The organism is Microbulbifer mixtoriginis (SeqCode) (genome assembly GCF_052466715.1).
On record NZ_CP174288.1, the window covers coordinates 1,227,200 to 1,245,771 of the forward strand.

15 protein-coding genes and 1 riboswitch are annotated in these 18,572 nt (G+C 48.9%); of the genes, 8 read left to right on the forward strand and 7 right to left on the reverse strand.

From position 1 onward, the window contains the following. Positions 1-46 precede the first annotated feature (46 nt). From ACJJH9_RS05540 to ACJJH9_RS05555, 4 genes are all read right to left on the reverse strand, one after another. Positions 47-1,246 carry a glycine C-acetyltransferase gene (locus ACJJH9_RS05540; RefSeq protein ID WP_444924578.1) on the reverse strand — a complete coding sequence of 400 codons (1,200 nt, stop codon included), beginning with the start codon at positions 1,244-1,246 and terminating at the stop codon, positions 47-49. A gap of 80 nt (positions 1,247-1,326) precedes the next feature. Beyond that, positions 1,327-1,542: a hypothetical protein gene (locus ACJJH9_RS05545; protein WP_252085216.1), complete on the reverse strand. Its 216-nt coding sequence runs from the start codon at positions 1,540-1,542 to the stop codon at positions 1,327-1,329. A gap of 58 nt (positions 1,543-1,600) precedes the next feature. Then, positions 1,601-1,729, reverse strand: a riboswitch (SAM-I-IV-variant riboswitch). A gap of 65 nt (positions 1,730-1,794) precedes the next feature. Continuing rightward, positions 1,795-3,228 carry an aldehyde dehydrogenase family protein gene (locus ACJJH9_RS05550; protein ID WP_444924579.1) on the reverse strand — a complete coding sequence of 478 codons (1,434 nt, stop codon included), beginning with the start codon at positions 3,226-3,228 and terminating at the stop codon, positions 1,795-1,797. 13 nt (positions 3,229-3,241) lie between these two features. After that, entirely contained in the window at positions 3,242-4,858 is a 1,617-nt protein-coding gene (locus tag ACJJH9_RS05555) for a 5-guanidino-2-oxopentanoate decarboxylase (protein WP_444924580.1), read from the reverse strand. Between the two features lie 277 nt (positions 4,859-5,135). Between ACJJH9_RS05555 and pdxH the strand changes: the two genes are divergently transcribed. After that, on the forward strand, positions 5,136-5,774 hold the full coding sequence (pdxH, locus tag ACJJH9_RS05560) for a pyridoxamine 5'-phosphate oxidase (protein ID WP_252085219.1): 639 nt from the start codon (positions 5,136-5,138) through the stop codon (positions 5,772-5,774). A gap of 219 nt (positions 5,775-5,993) precedes the next feature. On the opposite strand, the gene ACJJH9_RS05565 is transcribed toward pdxH, so the two are convergent. Beyond that, positions 5,994-7,658, reverse strand: coding sequence for a SulP family inorganic anion transporter (locus ACJJH9_RS05565; RefSeq protein WP_444924581.1), 1,665 nt, complete (start codon positions 7,656-7,658; stop codon positions 5,994-5,996). 260 nt (positions 7,659-7,918) lie between these two features. On the opposite strand from ACJJH9_RS05565, the gene ACJJH9_RS05570 reads away from it, so the two are divergent. The 6 genes from ACJJH9_RS05570 (at position 7,919) to ACJJH9_RS05595 (ending at position 13,432) form a co-directional block, all read left to right on the forward strand. Further along, the gene (locus tag ACJJH9_RS05570) at positions 7,919-9,610 is read left to right on the forward strand and encodes an Hsp70 family protein (RefSeq protein ID WP_444924582.1); all 1,692 of its coding nucleotides are present in this window, start codon (positions 7,919-7,921) and stop codon (positions 9,608-9,610) included. Continuing rightward, on the forward strand, positions 9,610-11,025 hold the full coding sequence (locus tag ACJJH9_RS05575) for an RDD family protein (protein ID WP_444924583.1): 1,416 nt from the start codon (positions 9,610-9,612) through the stop codon (positions 11,023-11,025). Before ACJJH9_RS05570 ends, ACJJH9_RS05575 begins: the two co-directional genes overlap by 1 nt. Next, positions 11,025-11,366: a cupin domain-containing protein gene (locus ACJJH9_RS05580; protein WP_444898677.1), complete on the forward strand. Its 342-nt coding sequence runs from the start codon at positions 11,025-11,027 to the stop codon at positions 11,364-11,366. The genes ACJJH9_RS05575 and ACJJH9_RS05580 overlap by 1 nt, the downstream gene beginning before the upstream one ends. Before the next feature lie 77 nt (positions 11,367-11,443). After that, entirely contained in the window at positions 11,444-12,043 is a 600-nt protein-coding gene (locus tag ACJJH9_RS05585) for a hypothetical protein (RefSeq protein WP_444924584.1), read from the forward strand. A 129-nt stretch (positions 12,044-12,172) separates the two neighbouring features. Next, entirely contained in the window at positions 12,173-12,601 is a 429-nt protein-coding gene (locus ACJJH9_RS05590) for a hypothetical protein (protein ID WP_444924585.1), read from the forward strand. Between the two features lie 450 nt (positions 12,602-13,051). After that, complete coding sequence (locus ACJJH9_RS05595) at positions 13,052-13,432, forward strand: hypothetical protein (RefSeq protein WP_444924586.1); 381 nt, start codon at positions 13,052-13,054, stop codon at positions 13,430-13,432. Positions 13,433-14,194: 762 nt separating this feature from the next. On the opposite strand, the gene ACJJH9_RS05600 is transcribed toward ACJJH9_RS05595, so the two are convergent. Both ACJJH9_RS05600 and ACJJH9_RS05605 read right to left on the reverse strand, forming a co-directional pair. After that, positions 14,195-14,542, reverse strand: a complete 348-nt coding sequence (locus tag ACJJH9_RS05600) for a hypothetical protein (RefSeq protein WP_444924587.1) — start codon at positions 14,540-14,542, stop codon at positions 14,195-14,197. 147 nt (positions 14,543-14,689) lie between these two features. Next, complete coding sequence (locus tag ACJJH9_RS05605) at positions 14,690-15,052, reverse strand: hypothetical protein (RefSeq protein WP_444924588.1); 363 nt, start codon at positions 15,050-15,052, stop codon at positions 14,690-14,692. 935 nt (positions 15,053-15,987) lie between these two features. On the opposite strand from ACJJH9_RS05605, the gene ACJJH9_RS05610 reads away from it, so the two are divergent. After that, a complete protein-coding gene (locus ACJJH9_RS05610) occupies positions 15,988-18,558 on the forward strand; it encodes a hypothetical protein (protein WP_444924589.1) in 2,571 nt (856 codons plus the stop codon). The last annotated feature ends 14 nt before the right edge of the window (positions 18,559-18,572 follow it).

Below are 18,572 nucleotides of genomic sequence, written 5' to 3' on the forward strand. Positions count from 1 at the left end.
CAATAGGATTGATCCGTTGTTAGACAGCGCCGCGATTATTTGGGAATTAAATAATTTTCAGCTCGCGGCCCACTTCAATGAAGGCATCAATGCACTGATCGAGTTGCTCTTGAGTGTGTGCCGCAGACATCTGGGTGCGAATACGGGCTTGGCCTTTAGGTACTACAGGGTAGAAGAAGCCCACTACATAAATGCCGCGCTCCAGCATCTTGTCTGCCATTTTCTGAGCCAGAGCGGCATCGCCGATCATGACCGGAATAATTGGATGGTCGGCACCAGCCAGGGTGAAGCCAGCTTCGGACATACGCTTGCGGAAATACGCAGAGTTTTCGCGTAACTGCTCCCGCAGTTCGCCACCTTCCATTAGCATATCGAGCACTTTCAGGGAGGCAGTGACAATAGCTGGGGCTACTGAGTTGGAGAACAGGTAGGGGCGAGAGCGCTGGCGCAGCAGATCGATAATTTCCTTGCGGCCAGAGGTGAAACCGCCGGAAGCACCGCCCAGGGCCTTGCCCAGAGTGCCAGTAATAATATCGATACGATTGATGACATCACAGTATTCGTGGGTGCCGCGGCCGTGTTCACCGAGGAAGCCTACCGCGTGGGAGTCGTCGACCATCACCAGGGCATTGTAGCGGTCAGCCAGATCGCAAATCGCTTTTAGGTCGGCGATCACACCATCCATGGAGAAGACACCATCGGTGGCGATCAGCTTGGTTTTGGCGCCTTCGGCGTCAGCTGCCTGTAGTTGTTTCTCCAACTCCGCCATATTGTTGTTGGCGTAGCGGTAGCGCTTGGCCTTACACAGACGAACGCCATCAATAATTGAAGCGTGGTTCAGGGCATCGGAGATTATTGCATCCTCTGGACCCAGCAGGGTTTCGAAAAGGCCACCATTGGCATCAAAACAGGAGGTGTAGAGGATGGTGTCTTCGGTGTGTAGGAATTCCGACAGGCGCGATTCCAGTGCCTTGTGGATGTCCTGGGTACCACAGATAAAGCGCACTGAGGCCATACCGAAACCGTACTGGTCCAGGCCTTCTTTGGCGGCTTTGATCAGGTCCGGGTGATCGGCCAGGCCCAGGTAGTTATTGGCACAGAAGTTCAGTACCTGGGTGTCGTTGTTCACCTGTATCTCGGCGGCCTGCTGGGAGGTAATGATCCGCTCCCGCTTATAGAGGCCGTCGGCTTCGATTTGTTTTAGCTCGTTGCGCAGGTGCTCAAAGAATTGTTCTGGCTTGGACATGATATTGTTTTTAGCTCCTGTCGGGTGCTCGTGGCACTAGGTATCTGGCGCGAATCAAAATGGCGCCACTGGATTCTCGTTTATCCCGCCAGCTCGCAGGCCTTGTGGGCAGTGATTGGCTGCTCACTGGCACGGCAGCTGGTGGCGAATTTTAAAGCTTCTTCCGCGGTGTCGAACAGTAGTTGCCACAACAATTGCCGATCGGCCCGTCTCACGGCTCTCACCGCGGTGCGGCTGCGTTGGTTGGCAATTTGAATTTCTATAATGTCTTTACTGGATAACGGTGATTCGGACATGGTCCCTCCAAGGGTAAAACTTTGGAGGGCTGACGTGGAAGCGGCGAAAGGGTATTCGCTAATCCGGTTGGATTGCTCTTGTAGAGCCCCATCCTCCCCGCAGGCTTTGGTGTGCCAGCAGAGAGAGAACCACCTTGCCCCGGTCGGCAGGTTGGCGTTGGCGTCAGCCACTCTCGTGATGTGCGAGCAAAGATAGCGGGGAGGGGATTGGCAGTCAACTGCACCGCCCACGATTGCAGGCGGTGCAGAAGTTTATGCCGGCAGTTGCACGGATTTCAGTTCGATAAACTCGCCGAGGCCGGCCTCGCCAAATTCGCGCCCATTGCCAGAGCGCTTGTAGCCGCCAAAGGGTGCGTCGTAATTAAACTCGCCGCCATTGACGAAACATAGGCCTGCCTCGATGCGGCGCACCAGAGGCATGGCGCTCTCTGCATCTTTTGCCCAAACACCGCTGGATAGGCCGTATTCGGTGTCATTGGCGATGGTAATTGCTTCATCCATATCCTTGTAAGGGATCAGGCAGGTCACAGGGCCAAAGATCTCTTCGCGGGCGATGCTCATATCGTTGTGTACATCGGCAAATACCGTGGGCTTCACATAAAAGCCCTTCTCCAGCCCAGAGGGCACCTCGGCGCCGCCAGTGACCAGGCGTGCACCCTCGTCGATACCCTTCTGGATATAGCCGCGCACTATCTCGCGCTGGCGCGCGGAAGAGAGTGGGCCCATAAAGGCATTTTCATTGGTGCCCATGGCGATGTCTTCGGCCACCTGGCGGGCGATTTCTACCGCTTCGTCATAGCGTTCGGCAGGTACCAGCATACGGGTGAGAGCGGTACAGGTTTGGCCACTGTTGATAAACACATCTTCGCAGCCCCAGCGTACGGCGGCTTCCAGATCTGCATCGGGGGTGATAATCAGAGGGGACTTACCACCTAATTCCTGGGTTACGCGCTTCACCGTAGGCGCAGCGGCCTTGGCCACTTCCACACCGGCGCGAGTGGAACCGGTGAAGGAGACCATATCGATACCGGGATGGGCAGAGAGCGCCGCACCCACTTCGGAGCCAGCACCGGGTACCAAGTTGAATACGCCGGCGGGGACCCCGGCCTCTTCAATAATTTCCGCCATCACAAAATCCTGCAGCGGTGTGATCTCGGCGGGCTTGGTGATCATGGTGCAGCCGGCGGCCAGGGCCGGGGCCACTTTGCCCACAAACTGGTGCAGTGGGTAGTTCCAGGGAGTGATAAAACCACACACGCCCACGGGCTCGCGGAACAGAACGGAATGGCCGGCCTTCTCTGTTTTTTCCATTTCCGCGGTGCGCTCGGCGTAGTAGCGCATGGCATAGATAGGGCCATCCACGTGCAACCAGCGGGTGATGTGTTCGGGACAGCCGAGTGCCTGGGATACGGCTTGTACCAGATCTTCCTTGCGCTTTTCCATACCGTCGGCGATGGCGTTAAGCAGTTCGCGGCGCATCTGTGCGGTGCTGTTGCGCCAGCTGTGGAAGGCTTGGCGCGCGGCTTCCACGGCGAGATCCACATCTTCGGCCGAGCCTTCGGCCACTTGGCAGATTAATTCTTCGGTGGCCGGGTTGATCACCGGGTGAGTCCCGGTACCCAGGGGCTCGCGCCATTCGCCGTTAATAAACAACTTGCCTGTGGGCAGTTTGCTGAGATCTGTCATGTCACGCTTCCATTTATTCTGCGCCTGAAGGCGCGCTGATTTCGATCAGGGTTGGGGTCTGGCGGCCCAGGGCATCGGCTACTGCGTGTGCCAATTGGTCGGGCTGGTCGATACGACAGCCCTCGGCACCAAAGGCCTTGGCCAGGGCGACAAAATCCGGGGTGCTCAGGTTTACACCTTCCTGCGGTACTTCCGCCGCATCCATAAAGTCGCGGATTTCGCCGTAGCCGGCGTTGTTCCATACCAGGATGGGCAGAGGTAAGCATTGCTCAACGGCCACAGCCAATTCACCCAGGGTAAACATCAGGCCCCCATCGCCAATCAGGGCGATCACATCTCGCTCGCTAGAGAGCTTGGCGCCAACTGCCGCAGGCAGGGCGAATCCCAGGGTGCCATAACCGGTAGTGCAGGTCACATGGCTGCGCGGATGATACAGGGGCAGGGCGTGGTTAGTGTTATAGGCCAGCTGGGTGGAGTCTGTCACCAGGATACCGTTTTCCGGCAGGGCTTCGCGCAGGGCCACAACCCAAGGGAAGCGTTGTTCGGAGCCATCCCACCACTCTTTGCGGCAGTCCTTCAGTAACTGGGCAACCTCTTTCACAGACTGTTCGCCTGCTGTTGTATCGCGTTGGGCCAGCGCGGCCTCCAATTGCTGCAGGCTCTCTTTGGCGTCTGCACAGATGGCCAAGTCTGGTTGGGCGTTGCATACCAGCTGTGCAGCATCTATATCGATACGAATCAGTTTGCCGGAGAAGGCGTAATTATCCCGCACCAGGTTGCGATCGGTTTCGGATAACTCGGTGCCTACGGCCAGCACTACATCCGCACTCTCCACGCGGTTGCGCACACAATCGAAACTCAGGTTGGCACCGCCACACAGTGGATGGCGTTCATCTACAACGCCCTTGGCGGCGAGTGACAGAAACACCGGTGCAGCGATTTTCTCGGCGATTTGGGTGGCCGCCTCTCCGGCGCTCTGGGCGCCGCCACCGAGGAGGATGACCGGGCGCTGGGCGGATTGCAGCCAGTCGGCGGCAGTGGCGATAGCGGCAGTATTTGCTGCTGGGGCCATAGCGGCTGGTGCGGCTTTGTAATCTTCCAGCTGGCCGGGCATGGGAGCCGGGAACAGGTCGATGGGGATTTCGATATGCACTGGGCCCGGGCGACTGGATTGCAATAGCTGGAATGCCCGTGCCATCACCTCAGGTAATTGCTCTGCCTGGGTGAGCGTGTGTTGCCAGATACAGAAGCCGCGGCTGGCATCGCTCTGTTGTGGCAGTTCGTGCAGGCGGCCGCGGCCCATGCCCAGGTCTTCGCGGCGATTGATTGCGGAGATCACCAGCATGGGAATCGAATCGGAATAGGCTTGCGCCATGGCGGTGGCGGCGTTGGTGAGACCGGGGCCGGTGATCAGGAAGCAGACACCAATCTTGCCACTGGCACGGGCATAGCCATCCGCCATAAAGGCGGCACCCTGTTCGTGGCGCGGAGTGATATGTATCAGGTCACTGCCGGGCAGACCTCGGTACAGTTCGATGGTGTGGACACCGGGGATGCCGAAGACTTTTTCCACCTGGTAGTCGCGCAGCAGGCGCATGAGCACCTGGGCGCATGTGGGCGCAGAGGACATAGCCACCATTTTCCTTATTTGTGTAAAAATGCCGTGAGCCTAGCGGCCCACTAAAAAGCACGCAAGCGCCCGCAGAGTCTGCACCTGCGAGGGGAAATACGCAGGAAAATTGAGATTCGTCCCGTATCGCGACAGGAAACTTGGCGCCCGAGCCGCAAGATTCCTTGTGTAAAGGGAGTTGCGATACAAGAAGATTTGTCGCGTAGCTGGAATAAAAATCGCTTTGCTTCAGCTGGCTGGATATATTTTGAGCTTGAATAACTTAGGAAGTAGCACCATGGAAATCGATCAATGGCGTCGTGAATATCTGCTTGGCGGTTTGCGCCGTTCGGAGTTAAAAGCCACCCCGGTGGAGCAGTTTCGCGAATGGCTTGAGGAGGCACTGGCGGCCAAACTTTCTGACCCTAGTGCCATGTGTCTGGCCACGGCCGATAGCAGCGGCCAGCCCTCCCAGCGCATTGTATTGCTAAAAGGTTTTGACGAGCGCGGCTTTGTTTTTTACACAAACCTGCAGAGCAAAAAAGCGCATGATATGGAGAAGAACCCGCAGGTATCCCTGCTGTTCCCCTGGCACAGCCTGGAGCGCCAGGTCATTGTTAGCGGCAATGTGGAGTCTGTGACGCGTGAGGATGCCGAGCAGTATTTCCAGTCCCGGCCACTGGAAAGCCAGCTGGCCTCCTGGGCCTCGCGCCAGAGCCAGCCACTGTCATCCCGTGAGGAGCTGCAAAAACAGTTTGACCAAGAAAAGGCGCGCTTTGCAGATGGACAAGTGCCGCTGCCAGATTTTTGGGGCGGTTATCGGGTAGTGCCACATGCGGTGGAGTTTTGGCAGGGTGGTGCCAATCGCCTGCACGACCGCTTTATTTATCGCGCCGATGATAGCGGTTTGTGGACGCTGGATCGCTTGTCTCCCTAATGGCCGCAGAACTTTAGCTAAAGTGTGGCGTGAAAAATTTGAGCGGGGTTATGACTCCGCTTTTTGCTTTGATTTTTATCATTTTACTTTCTGGCAAAATAGAAAAGGGTAATGAATGTTTGCCAAATTAAAAAAGCTTACCCGTGAAAATGTCATTTTACGGCTACAGATTAAATAGATGTTTTATTCTAGAAACCCTGCATTTATTAGTAGGGCGGATCAGGCCTTTTTTTCGCCTTCGCGATTGAGAAAGTCCAAGCCTTTGATGAGAGCCTCAACCCGGCTTTCTACAAAACAATCCTCGTCCATCCAATCCCGGATATGTAATTTCTCCAACCTGTCCAGTGTTGGCTCATTGGGGCAGTACAGATAGACTTTGCAGCCCAAACTAATGGCATCACGCATGGTGTTTTCCAGTGCCAATGCCGCGGTGGTATCAATCATGGGCACTGTGCTCAAATCCATAATGATGACTTTAAATTTACCCACTGCGGCTTGCTGGCGAGTAATGGCCTTGGATACCCCAAACAACATTGGGCCCGATAAAAAGAAAAACAGGATCTGTCCTTTTGACTGCCGCAGCATCTCCCGTTCCCGCCGGTTGAGAGGATCGCCTTCCTCGACACCGGAAATCGCTTTAACACTTTTTTCCTGAATACGGCTGAGCCGCTCAATGGTGATGATATTGACAAGGAAAACACCGATGGCCACAGCGTAAATCAAGCCCACAAACACGGTCATCAACAGAACGCTGTACATAATAAAGGTTGGGAATATTGCCACCTGGTGATGGTGAACGCGTCGGATATAACTCCAGTCGAGAATATTAATGCCGACGAACACCGCGATACCGGCTAATACCGCCATAGGAATTGGTTGCGTCAGGGGGGCAAACCAGAGCACTACCAGCAGTAGGATCAGCGCACGCACTATACCGGCCAGAGGAGAGCGCGCCCCTACCTGAATATTCACCACGGTCCCCATAGTGGAACCCGCGCCGGGCAGCCCGCCAAACAAACCGGATACGGTGTTAGCGATGCCCTGGCCGATCAATTCCCGGCTGGGGTTGTGCTCCCTGCGCGTCAGGCTGTCCGCTATCACCGCAGTTAACAGGGTATCGAGACAGCCCAGAGTGCCGAGCACCAACGCTTCAATCAGCATGGTGGACAACATATCAAAAGTGATGTCGGGTAAAACCAGGGAGGGCAAGCCACTGGGAATTTCGCCGATGCGCCGGATCTCTTCGTTGTCGAACAACACCATGGAAAGCAAGGTAATGGTGACTAGTGCCACCAGTTGGGGGGGAACCAGCTGTTTGAGTTTCTTTGGTAAAAAAAACAGCATTCCGAGGGTGAGCAAACCGAGGAAGAGTTCCCCATAGTGGGTATTTCTGACTAGCTCCGGCAATTCCTGTACGGTTTCCATCGGCCCGCCAGGGGGCGTGGGCTGGCCGAGTAACGGACCAATCTGCAAAATTACCAGAATAATACCCACCCCGGACATAAATCCTGAGACCACGCTGTAGGGCATCAAGACAATATATTTGCCAAGCTTTAACGCCCCCAAAGCAATTTGAAAAATGCCCGCCATGATGACCACGGTAAAGGCCATTGCCAGTCCCTGGTCTGGGTGCTCTGCCATCATGGTGGTGATCACCGCAGCCATTACTACTGTCATGGCACCGGTAGGCTCAGAGATTAAGGTTCGGGTACCCCCAAACAAGGAGGCAAATAGCCCGATCAGAATGGCCCCCCACAGCCCTGCACTGGCTCCTGCCCCGGAAGCAACCCCAAACGCCAGTGCCATGGGTAGCGAAACCACGGCTGTGGTAACTCCACCAAAGAGATCCCCTTTGAGGTTCACTCCTTCAAATCTACCCGTCAACAAGGCCGCGCCTCTTCGTGAGTTTCGAATGACTCTAAGGATATGGCAGTTATGTGGAACTGCCAGAAGGAGGGTTGTTCTACGGCCAGTCTATTTGTGTGGTTTTCAGCACTTGCCTTTCGTGTGCTTGCACTCTCTGGCTATTTTTGTGCAGGGACGCTTAGAATATCGCGCCAACCAGATTGCGGGAAATACCGTATAAAAACCCGTTGGTACGACTGTGCTTGATCAAGTTTTAAGAAAAATAGGTAGGGGGATTTATGGCCATTATTGGTATTGACCTGGGTACCACCAATAGCGCCTGTGGGGTTTTAACGGAAGATGGCGTGAAGCTGATTCCCAATCGCCTGGGAGAGGCCTTGACCCCATCGGTGGTTGGTTTGGATGACACTGGCAAGCTAGTGGTGGGGAAAACCGCAAAAGAGCGCCTGATCAATCACAGTGATACCACCGTTGCCGCCTTTAAGCGTCTGATGGGCACCGATCATCAAGTCAAACTGGGTCGCCAGCAATTTACCGCAACCGAACTTTCCGCCTTGGTACTGCGCTCTCTCAAAGAGGATGCCGAGGCTTTCCTGGGGGAAGAGGTCAGCGAAGCGGTGATCAGTGTGCCCGCCTACTTTAACGATAACCAGCGCCAGGCGACAAAATTGGCTGGAGAGCTGGCAGGCCTCAAGGTAGAGCGCCTGATCAACGAGCCTACCGCTGCGGCAATTGCCTACGGTCTACACGATAAGCGGGAGGGGAATTTCCTGGTGCTAGACCTGGGCGGTGGTACCTTCGATGTCTCCATCCTGGAATTCTTCGATGGCATTATGGAAGTACATGCCAGTGCTGGGGATAACTACCTGGGCGGTGAGGATTTTGTTGAGGCAATGATCGACAGCGTTCTGGAAGAATTGCAGCTGAAAAAATCTTCCCTGAAACCGCGCGAACTGCAGAATCTATATATGCAGATGGAAACGGCCAAGCGCCGTATCAGCCAGCAGGCAGAGCAGTTACTTAAATTAAACCTCGGTGGACGTGAACTCGAATGGAAAGCGACTCCCGAATGGTTTGAGAAACTCAGCACTCCGTTGCTGCTGCGAGCCAAGCGCCCGATTGAGCGCACCATGCGCGATGCCGATTTGCCACCCGCTAAAATTGACGAAGTGGTATTGGTGGGTGGCTCCACCCGCCTGGCCCTGTTCCGCTCTATGGTGGGGCGTATGTTTGGCCGCTTACCCTCCTGCCACCTGGACCCAGATACCGTTGTCGCCATGGGAGCGGCTATTCAAGCCGGGCTCAAGGAAAAAAACTCCGCGTTGGATGATATCGTCCTCACCGATGTATGCCCCTACACCCTGGGTACCGGCATAGTGAACGAAGACAGCCCGCAGTTGGGCAATTACTTCCTGCCGATTATTGAGCGCAACACCGTGGTACCTGTCAGTATTGTGCGCAGTGTCTGCACTGCCCGCGATGATCAGAGTGAAGTCTGTATCGATATTTACCAGGGGGAAAATCGCCTGGTAAAGAAAAATGTCTACCTGGGCGAACTCACGGTGCCGGTACCCAAGAAACCCCGGGGCGAGGAAGTGGTGGAAGTGCGCTACAGCTACGATATGAACGGTTTGCTGGAAGTGGATGTCACCGTCGTTTCCACTGGCAAAACATTTAATAAGCTAGTGGAATTTACGCCGGGCGCCCTGAATGAACAGGATAAAGCCCAAGCCCTGGAAAAACTGGCCAAGCTCAAGTTTCATCCCCGTGAAGATGAGGAAAACCGGGCGCTGCTCGCCCGTGGTGAGCGCTTGTATGAAGCGAGCCTCGGCGAGCAGCGCGATTATATTGCTCAATTACTCGCCAGCTTCGATCGGGTTTTGGATAAACAAAACCTGGTGGAGATTGGTAAGGCGCGTGCTGAACTCACTGAAATTTTCGATAAGCTCGACGGTGAGGATTGGATTTAATGAGCCCCTGGGAGATACTCGAGCTAGCGCCCTGCGATGATGCGCGGGCAATCAAGCGCGCCTACGCAAAAAAACTGAAGCAAACCCGCCCGGATGAAAAGCCTGAAGAGTTTCAGCAGTTACATAGCGCCTATAAATGGGCCCTGAAAGCCGCTGAGGAGCTTAAAGAAGAGAAAAAGGAAAGTGAGGAACCGCAAAGTACCGAGGTGCTTGCGGAAGTTGCCAGTGTTGAGCGGGCTGCACTCTCCCCTGAGGCCGTGCAGGCAGAGCCCCAGGTGCAACAAAATAGTGAGCCAAATCATCAAGACCACTCCCCAATCTCTTCAGAAGCTATTGAGCAAGCTCCATCAAAAGTCTCTCTTGACCTGAACCAAGCCCAGGATCAGGAAGCTGGGGGTGAGAGACAGCAGGGGGCCTCGACAGAGAAACATGCTGATGAGCAGCATTCTGAAGGTAAGAATGCACAAGAAGATAATGTGCAAGAAAATCCTATTGAAGAGGATGACACTGAACAAGACCCACAGCGAGCACTGCGAATTGCCGAGTACCATCAGGTGTTGGAGCAAGTGGATAGGCTGCTGCAAGAACCCAGTAATTTCAATGTAAAAGAGCATTGGCGTTTTCTCACCGATACACCCTATATGCTCGATGAGGAATATAATTGGAATCTGGGCCTCTCAATCTTCGAACGTTTTGCCAGAATAAATTTGCAGGCCAGTGAAGCTACCTCTAAAGGTAAAAAACAAGCTCAGGTTTCTAACAATATTCTTCAGTACTGCAATAGCTTGTTCGACTGGAATGGTAATGCCTCCTATTTATACGGCGCCTTGGATGAGTCCCTTTGTGATTGCATATTTAATTCGCTGCAAAGCGAAGAAGTTACTGTAGACCCCGCCCAAGGGCTTAGAGGCGGGCGCAAGCTGATCCGGCAGAAAATCACCCAGCCGGAGGAAACCTATGATCAATACTACTTTGGCCACTTGCTGGCCCGAGGCGTAGCGGTCTTACTGGATGTATTGTTGTTGTACGTCGCGGTTGGCTTTATCGCCTCCATTGTGATGATGAAGGTTTACGATATGCCAGAAGGCGCCGCCACAACCATGGCGTTGGGAATCTGTTGCCTGGCCTATCTGCTGATGGCCTGGATTGCAGAGAGCTCCCGCTTTCAGGCGACGCCGGGTAAATATTTGATGGGTTATAAGGTCACCAACAAAAAATTTGAGCGAATAGGCTATGGCCACGGCCTTTGGCGCCTACTGAGCTTCACTCTCACCCTACCGCTGGGAAAGATCGGTTGGTTGATTAACTGCTTCTTAGGTGGAAACCTGATGCACGACCGCCTCAGCTCAAGCCATGTCATCAACATGCGTAAATCCCGCGAGGAGTATTTGCGGAGATTGCGGGGGGAGGATTGATGGCTGTCGTCTCAAAAGAGAATGCTGCGCACTACTCCTGGGGGGAGGGCTGCGATGGCTGGCACTTGGTACGAACCAATTCTCTCAGTGTGATTCAGGAGAGAGTGCCTCCTGGTTGCTCAGAAGTTCGACACCTGCACCGGCAATCTGAACAGTTTTTCTTTGTACTACAGGGCACGGCCACTATTGAATGTGATGGCGAAGAGTATTTACTCTCTCCCGGCCAGGGTTTGCATATAGCCGCTGGGATTCCTCATCAGCTGTTCAATATGGCTTCTATAGATTTGGTTTTTATCGTTACTTCAACGCCGCCTAGCCATGGGGATCGGGTGGAGTTGTAGAGCAAATTTATTAGTGCAATAAAGACTTGATTAGCTGCTTGCTCCTTTGTAAGCAGTTTTGCTTTTCTAGAGGTGATATGACATTTAAAGCAGATGTTCTTGCGGCAGCCAAACTGAAGGCGGAAGAGCTTGAAGATTGGAAGTTTGTATCTAAACGGTATCGATATCGCCCAACGAAATTTTGCGATCTATTAATAGATCCTTTCTGGACTTTTTGTGGCTCTCCTGCGTCGGTAACAATGCAGCCGGCTGCAGGTGTATACATCAAAGAGGTGGAAGATATTTTATCTCATTTATCCGGTCTCTCTTTGAGTCGGGTTCCTACTTTTTCAGTAAGTGTTAGAGATATTGATTTGGAAACCCCTTATAGCCAAACAACTTACGCTAAAGATTTTGATAGCCAAGAAAAAGCTGTGGCACATGTTATGCGTGATCTGGCTAATATAATCGGGTTTGGGGAGGCGTACTTAAGAAAGCAATATTGTCTAAATAGCCAAGAGTCATTTTACCTAAGTGTCCCTGAAAAAACACGTGGTATCTGGGCTTCATACTACTGCATTGTGCGTGGATTGCTTGGAGATACGGATTATATAAAACGAGTACTTCGCAAAGAAATTGATCCTAAGGGCTATCAGGATCTAGAGCTTATAGGTAAGATATTCGATTATTTTTCCTAAAAAATAGCTGTAAGGTTGGGTGAGTTATCTTTTTGTGGTGGGTTGTTAATTACTTGATATGTAATTTCTGGTGAGTTTTCTATTCAAGTTTTTGTTGTGCGACTGTAGATAACGGAATTGAGGTTTAATATGAATGTTTTGTTAATAGTTGGGGCTGTTGCTATATTGGTTGCACTTTACCGTGCAGCAACCAGTAAGAATATACCGCAAAGCCCGGCGGCATGTGGTATAGCATTCTTTATCGTTACTGCGGGTTTGGCCTCTTGGTTGTATCTATTATCTGCTATTCCTTTCTATTCCCTGTACTTGCTGTTGAGTATTATCTCATTACCCCTGATATTGTTATTGGGTGGTGCTATGGCGGCGCGCACAAGTGAGGATACTGCCTCAATGAATGCCAAAATTGTATTGGCTGTTGCAGCAGTCCCCTATTTGCTGGTTACCTTTATTGCTTTTATGAATTCTTCTGGGTGGGCCATTATTTATGCATTAGCAATATATATTCCCTGTATTATTGGTGGGCGATATATTGGCAGTAAATATTTGCAAGTAAAATGATGTAGAGATGGGTGGCCTTGTCGCTTCTATTGTGATAGTAAGATGGTGCGCGTAGCTACTTATGGGACTGGAAATCCGTTACCTGGCTTATCTATTGATGGCCTGGATCGCAGAGAGCTCCCGTTTTCAGGCGCCCCCCGGTAAATGCTTGACGATTATCAACAACAAATTTAAGTGAATAGACTATGACCACGGTTTCTGGCAGCTATTGAGCATCTTCTTGTCGCTGGGCAAAATCTACTGGTTGATTGACTGTTTCTTAGGTGGAAACCTAAAGCACGACCGTCTCGGCTCAAGCCTGGTTATCAATATACTTAAATCCGGTGAGTTCTAATTGCGCAGATTGCGGGGAGATCATAAAAATTATGACGCTATAGATTAACAGGTGGGGTCTTTGATATATTTCCGCCTCTAAGGCTATGATTTAAAAAATTTAAAGAGAGTTAATAGATGGGTAAAATTTTACATTCTGCCAAGTGGTTATTCAGTGGTTTAGTTTTACTGAGTGGGCAGGCTCTTTCTTATGATGTGGGGAGTAGTCCTGTTGAGTATCTTCGTACCTATAAGGGATATGCTGTTGCCACTCTTACCGATGAGGGGCCGAACCCTAACGGTTGTACTGCGACTTGGAAGAATTGGGGGGCTGGAAGGTATATAGCTATTGAGTTTGACACAGAAGAAGGTCAAGAGATGTACAGCGCCTTACTGGCTGCCTACTTAAGCGGAAACAAGGTGGCCTTTGGCGCTTATGACGGTAAAGATCGCTGTAAGGTTTGGAATGGAACAAATACTATTCCTGTTGCTTATCGAATAGATATTCTACGTAAATAGTAATAATTTTGTAGAGTGATCATATCTTTTTAGATAGCGTGTGTTAGTCCTTCAGAAGAGGCGGTTCCAACATAGAATCGTTCCATTTTGAGACTGTAAATATTCTATGTAGTAACAATCAATTCTTTAAATTGTAAGTTTATATAAGCGTTAATGTGTGGGTGAAATGAAATATGTATTGGTTTTGGCTTTATCTTTGATTTCCTCGGTAAGTGCAGCTGATTGGTATCAGGGGAAGTTAGAATATGTTGGGGTGGGTTATGACGGGGAGACAATAACTTTTTCTCAGGTTGGAGTTTCGAGAAATAATTGCACCTGTTACCCTGCGTGGCCAACAAGGAATTGTCTTGATAGAAGTCGTGATAGCTTTGATCAAGAATATGCTTTCTTATTGTCAGCTAAAGCTCGGGGGGTAAGTGTGTCAGTGAATGTTGATGAAACCACCTGTAGGGTTATTGGAATGTTCGAGAAGTAGAGTCGGTCTTAAGTAGTAATAAGTGGCTTTGGAGCTTATGATGACAGAGACCACTGTAAGGCTTGGAGTGGGCGAATATTTTTCCTGTTGCTTATCGAATAAAATTTCTGCGTGAATAGTAGTAGTCAGCCTAAGTGATCATCTGCATTTAAATGACGGTATGTGATCCCTACAAAAGAGGTGGTGTAAGTATAACATCACCTCTTTTTAGTTTTAAATTATCAGAATTAAATGTAGCGAGCATTCGCAGCTGGTGGGTATCTTTATTTAAATGGGGTGCAAAGACTTCACTCTCTCCATATTTGAATGGAGATTAATTCAGCACGATTTCCTGCGCAGACATCAGATACATAGATTGCTACAGGTTTGTTTGCCATTTGCGCGGCCAAGGCAATGGATAATATTTGATCCATCATTGCGTTATTGTTCTTACTGACATATACACTACTTCCCCAGTTGCAATTTGGTGCCGTGTCGCTATAGGTGATAACTCTATCGAAGTTGATTACAATTCCGTCTTTACTCCACCCGGTTTCAATCCATCTAATATAAAGTTTATTTTCCTGGTCTGACTTAGCGCCAGCTTGAGCAAAGCTAGAAAGTAATAGGAGGAATACTAAAGCTGTTGTCTTCATTACTGATTTTAACCTTTATGTGTAAATAGATATAGATGTGATAAATATATGTTAGTTGTAAGATATGGTTAGACTGGAAATAAAAAGCAGTCATTTGTTACTGTAATGACTGTAACCTGCTAATAGATGACTGCTTTTAGAGTTACTTTAATTTGAATACAAATAGACAGAACTTATCTTTGGATATTGATTAGACTGCCCGCCGCATCCACTTACCCAGAAATTTACCTTTTTGTTGGCTAACTGAGCGGCTAAAAGAGTTGAATGCAAAGCTTCATAGTTAGCAGTATCCGGTTGAAGTGCATAGTAACTACTATTGGGGCAGCTATCGGGGTTGTTTTTACTTCCAGGTTGTGCGCCATCTAGAGCGGGTAGCCGAACCATCGTCCAGCCTCCATGGACATACATAACCTCAATTACACCAGTGTCAGTAGAACCACCAGTGGAAAAGGCAAGGCTAGGCAGGAGGAGTGAGAAAAAAAATAAAAATTTTGGCATATCTAAAACCAATTTCTTTGTCTTCAGAGTGGTACTAGAAGGAATCTTCTGATGAACTATCTTATAGTTGCTGAGCTCAGTTCAGATGTAGATGATATCACGCTTTAAGGTGAATTGGTTAGTGTTGCAATGTAGAATGGCCGATACGATAAGTTGTAACGGTTACCTTCTGCTGGGGAGAGCTCTAATATTTCTTGGTGGTAAAAAATTTATAGGTGATTTCATGATCTTTAAAGCAATCTTATAATTGCTAATAGATTTTTTGCTATTCACAGCTTTACATTTCTCAGATGCTGAAAGTAATGCAGATTACTGTAAGTCAAAGGTGTCTGAGATAGCAGTATTTTCAACAACCCCATTAATATGGCCTGCAGAGTTTGTACATGAGCTCTCTAAGCTGATCTGGGTAATTATTTAACTTTGCCTACTTCACTAAGTAATCCTGAGAGGGTACATGAAACTATTCTATCTAATTATAAGTCATAGTGTGCGGGAATGAGAGGCTTACATTTTTTATTTGCTTCCTGTTATGAGCTTGCAAGAACGTCTAGCCTCTTTCCTAGGTCATTTTGGGAGTGCCAAGCTCCTTACGTTCAGATGCTTTTGCTGGGGATGTCTTCTTCTCATGTCAATGTACCGTTTCCGCTATAATATTTCTTGCTGGTTAAGTTGTTTCAAACTTACTACTTTGGTGAGAGTTGGGTCTCAAAGCCAATTTTTACCTGTTTGCATTCATTGACCCTTCAGCTCCCCCCCTGGTACTATCCGCGCCCAAATTTACCTTGATAAAAAAGCTAGATTTTTCTGATTGGTAAAAGCCGGGTGAGTGACAGAATTAAGGCACCGTACTGTGTCTAGTATAAGTTTATGTTTTCACATTATATCAACTGAGTAAAAACATAAAAATGAGATCATTAAAGAATTTGATTTTGGCTTGTGGGGGGCAAATGGGAATTAAGTCGCTAGGAATTGTAAGTGCAATAGTTTTAGGGGTGGCGCTATTTGGGATGCAGAGTGATGTCCATGCATCTGTGATTAGCCCTTGGTCTAGTCACGCAGATGAAATTACCCTTATTGATAATGAAAGTGTCGACACGTTACGAATTAGGCCCGCGAATGCAAGCGGAATCTCTTATAATCGCTTTAATACCTTTTCGGTGTCTGGCCAACCTCTTCAGCTTCTAAATATTCCAGGTGAGCTTGAAGATTCTACAGCGGAGGAACCGGCATTGGTGGAGCCGGCAACGCTAATCGTAATAGTGGCTAATGATATCACCCTAAATGGTGCTGTTGAGGTTTTAGGTACGCCCGCTGATGTACTTTTTATATCGAAAGATATTGAGAGTGGTAGTATAAAGTGTGCTAATTGTAGTTTTGAGAATATTCCCCGAATTACTATGGCAACAGCGCGGGGTAGTATTGGCGACAGCACGAATAGTATCGGGGAACTACTCACAACGGATGGGTCCATTTCGATAAATGGATTGGATGCACCGGGTGCCCTTATCTTAGAGGTATTGTCAGCACAATTAAGTATAAATGGCACCATTAATTTGCAGCAGCCTGTGGATAAGGTTAGTGGCGGTTTTATTCCATCGGATAGTGGTAAATATATACTCGGTACCGGTATGGTTAATGCCATGGTTACGGTAAACAAATGGGACTATACGTCTCAGAGTATAACTGAAGTATATCATGGCTGGAGGCCTACTGATCATTCTACGTTGTTGGAGGGTGAAATACGCAGTGCTGCTGTAAAGCTAACGACAGGTGACTGTTTCCTGCTTGATGCAGATATAGATACTACTAATGATTTCTTATCCTCTGTACGCTATGGAGATAAAATACTACTATCTGGGGAATCAGTAACCATTCAGTCTTTTGGAGACTGTACCACTAAAATTGAAGGGGATATCAAAAGTGATGGTGATATTGCTTTTAAATCAAACAGTGACCTGTTATTCCCCGACGCTAACAGTAGTATTGAAGCGCTTAGCCTTAAAGCGATTGCGAAAGGGCGTATTGAGAATAAAGCAGAATTATTTGCACACAATCTTGAGTTAGCTGCGAATGAATTTGTAAATTTTGGCCAACTGGAAAGTGGAAATATACTGGCTGTATGGGCAGAGGAAAATGTCTATAACCAATTTGGTGGTCGCCTCGCTGGAGGAACCGTAGACGTACAGTCGGAGAAAGGATTTGTTAGGAATGGATCGCGTACACCTTATCTGGCGCCGGAATCGAGTGTAGATGATTTATTAGAATTTGTTTCAGATGATTTGATTCTTACTGCAGCTGAAACATCGGAGCTTGGTACCTACTACAGAAATGGTGTGAATGTTAGTACTAAACAAAATTATAGCCAGCCTACAGATACTTCCGCGCAAATTCATGGCCAACGAGTAAGAATTAAAACGAAGGGTTTTGAGAATATAAACCCTTACTGGGAGCAGGTACCTGATACACAATATACGCTTCTGATGCGTAGTAGGGTAAATCAAACCGTTGTTGCTGGAGAGGATAGCCTGGAAGTTGAGGCTGCAAATTATATATTAAATTCATCTGCTATTCTGCGTACAAATAATAAAGATGGGGGGATGAAGCTAGAAGCCCCATATATTACTAATGAGCGGTATAGAAACCTTACGCTACTAGATAGGAATTTTTACTCAAGCACTGACTCCTTAAGCTTGGATATCGAGACCCAAGAAACCATTGATAGCCGATCGTACACATATTCGCCTCCTGGCATTATCGTATCACTTGGTGATTTGGAGACTTATACTTCTAAAGGCTTAGTAAATAATGCCAGCTACTTGGAGATATTTGGCGATGCCACTTTTATAAGTGGAGTGCTTAATAGTAAAGGCGATACGGTTGTTATAGGCCGCTTAAATGATTATGGAATAGAACATAAAGGAATAAGTAAAACCAGTATTGATAAGTTTGATATATGTTTAGGGTCATCTCATCTTCCAAGAGGTTTCGATATTGTCTGCACCGACCAAACGGGCCCAGATACACAAATCGTAATTAGTGATGCGCGGTATGCAGACTCTTTGTTTTTTATTCATGGCGATGTATCTAGTAACGCGGACTTTGAAACTAGGACTTTAAATACCTTTGATGGTTTTCAAGATGTAGCTGTCGGGAAATTAGTTGCTGCTTATGCCCCTGATTGGTGGGAAGACGAAACTTATTATGCGTTACCGGTACCCTGTTTAAGTTGTGATGGCGTACCTGTTCTTTGGGGGGTCATGAAAGACCAGACTTTTACGGAAAGCTCACAGGTTGTTCATGACACTCTTACGGTTTTCTGGAGTCATGATTGGTATTTTGAAGCAAATGAGAGCGCAGGTTGTTCTACTTCTAGCTGTATCCCCATTAATATTACTAGTGGCGAAAGAAATAAGACTGAAAGCAAAGATTTTTCTTTTTTCGATACCATGAAGGATATGTACGATTCACTAAAAAGTACTATTGCGAATTTCTTTGCAGAATTCGACTGGTGGAGTTAAGGATTAGGTTTTAA

Excerpts from the sequence above, each read along its gene's own strand:
- ACJJH9_RS05540 (WP_444924578.1), bottom strand. The coding sequence starts at position 1,246 with ATGTCCAAGCCAGAACAATTCTTTGAGCACCTGCGCAACGAGCTAAAA.
- ACJJH9_RS05545 (WP_252085216.1), bottom strand. The coding sequence starts at position 1,542 with ATGTCCGAATCACCGTTATCCAGTAAAGACATTATAGAAATTCAAATT.
- ACJJH9_RS05550 (WP_444924579.1), bottom strand. The coding sequence starts at position 3,228 with ATGACAGATCTCAGCAAACTGCCCACAGGCAAGTTGTTTATTAACGGC.
- ACJJH9_RS05555 (WP_444924580.1), bottom strand. The coding sequence starts at position 4,858 with ATGTCCTCTGCGCCCACATGCGCCCAGGTGCTCATGCGCCTGCTGCGC.
- pdxH (WP_252085219.1), top strand. The coding sequence starts at position 5,136 with ATGGAAATCGATCAATGGCGTCGTGAATATCTGCTTGGCGGTTTGCGC.
- ACJJH9_RS05570 (WP_444924582.1), top strand. The coding sequence starts at position 7,919 with ATGGCCATTATTGGTATTGACCTGGGTACCACCAATAGCGCCTGTGGG.
- ACJJH9_RS05575 (WP_444924583.1), top strand. The coding sequence starts at position 9,610 with ATGAGCCCCTGGGAGATACTCGAGCTAGCGCCCTGCGATGATGCGCGG.
- ACJJH9_RS05580 (WP_444898677.1), top strand. The coding sequence starts at position 11,025 with ATGGCTGTCGTCTCAAAAGAGAATGCTGCGCACTACTCCTGGGGGGAG.
- ACJJH9_RS05585 (WP_444924584.1), top strand. The coding sequence starts at position 11,444 with ATGACATTTAAAGCAGATGTTCTTGCGGCAGCCAAACTGAAGGCGGAA.
- ACJJH9_RS05590 (WP_444924585.1), top strand. The coding sequence starts at position 12,173 with ATGAATGTTTTGTTAATAGTTGGGGCTGTTGCTATATTGGTTGCACTT.
- ACJJH9_RS05595 (WP_444924586.1), top strand. The coding sequence starts at position 13,052 with ATGGGTAAAATTTTACATTCTGCCAAGTGGTTATTCAGTGGTTTAGTT.
- ACJJH9_RS05600 (WP_444924587.1), bottom strand. The coding sequence starts at position 14,542 with ATGAAGACAACAGCTTTAGTATTCCTCCTATTACTTTCTAGCTTTGCT.
- ACJJH9_RS05610 (WP_444924589.1), top strand. The coding sequence starts at position 15,988 with ATGGGAATTAAGTCGCTAGGAATTGTAAGTGCAATAGTTTTAGGGGTG.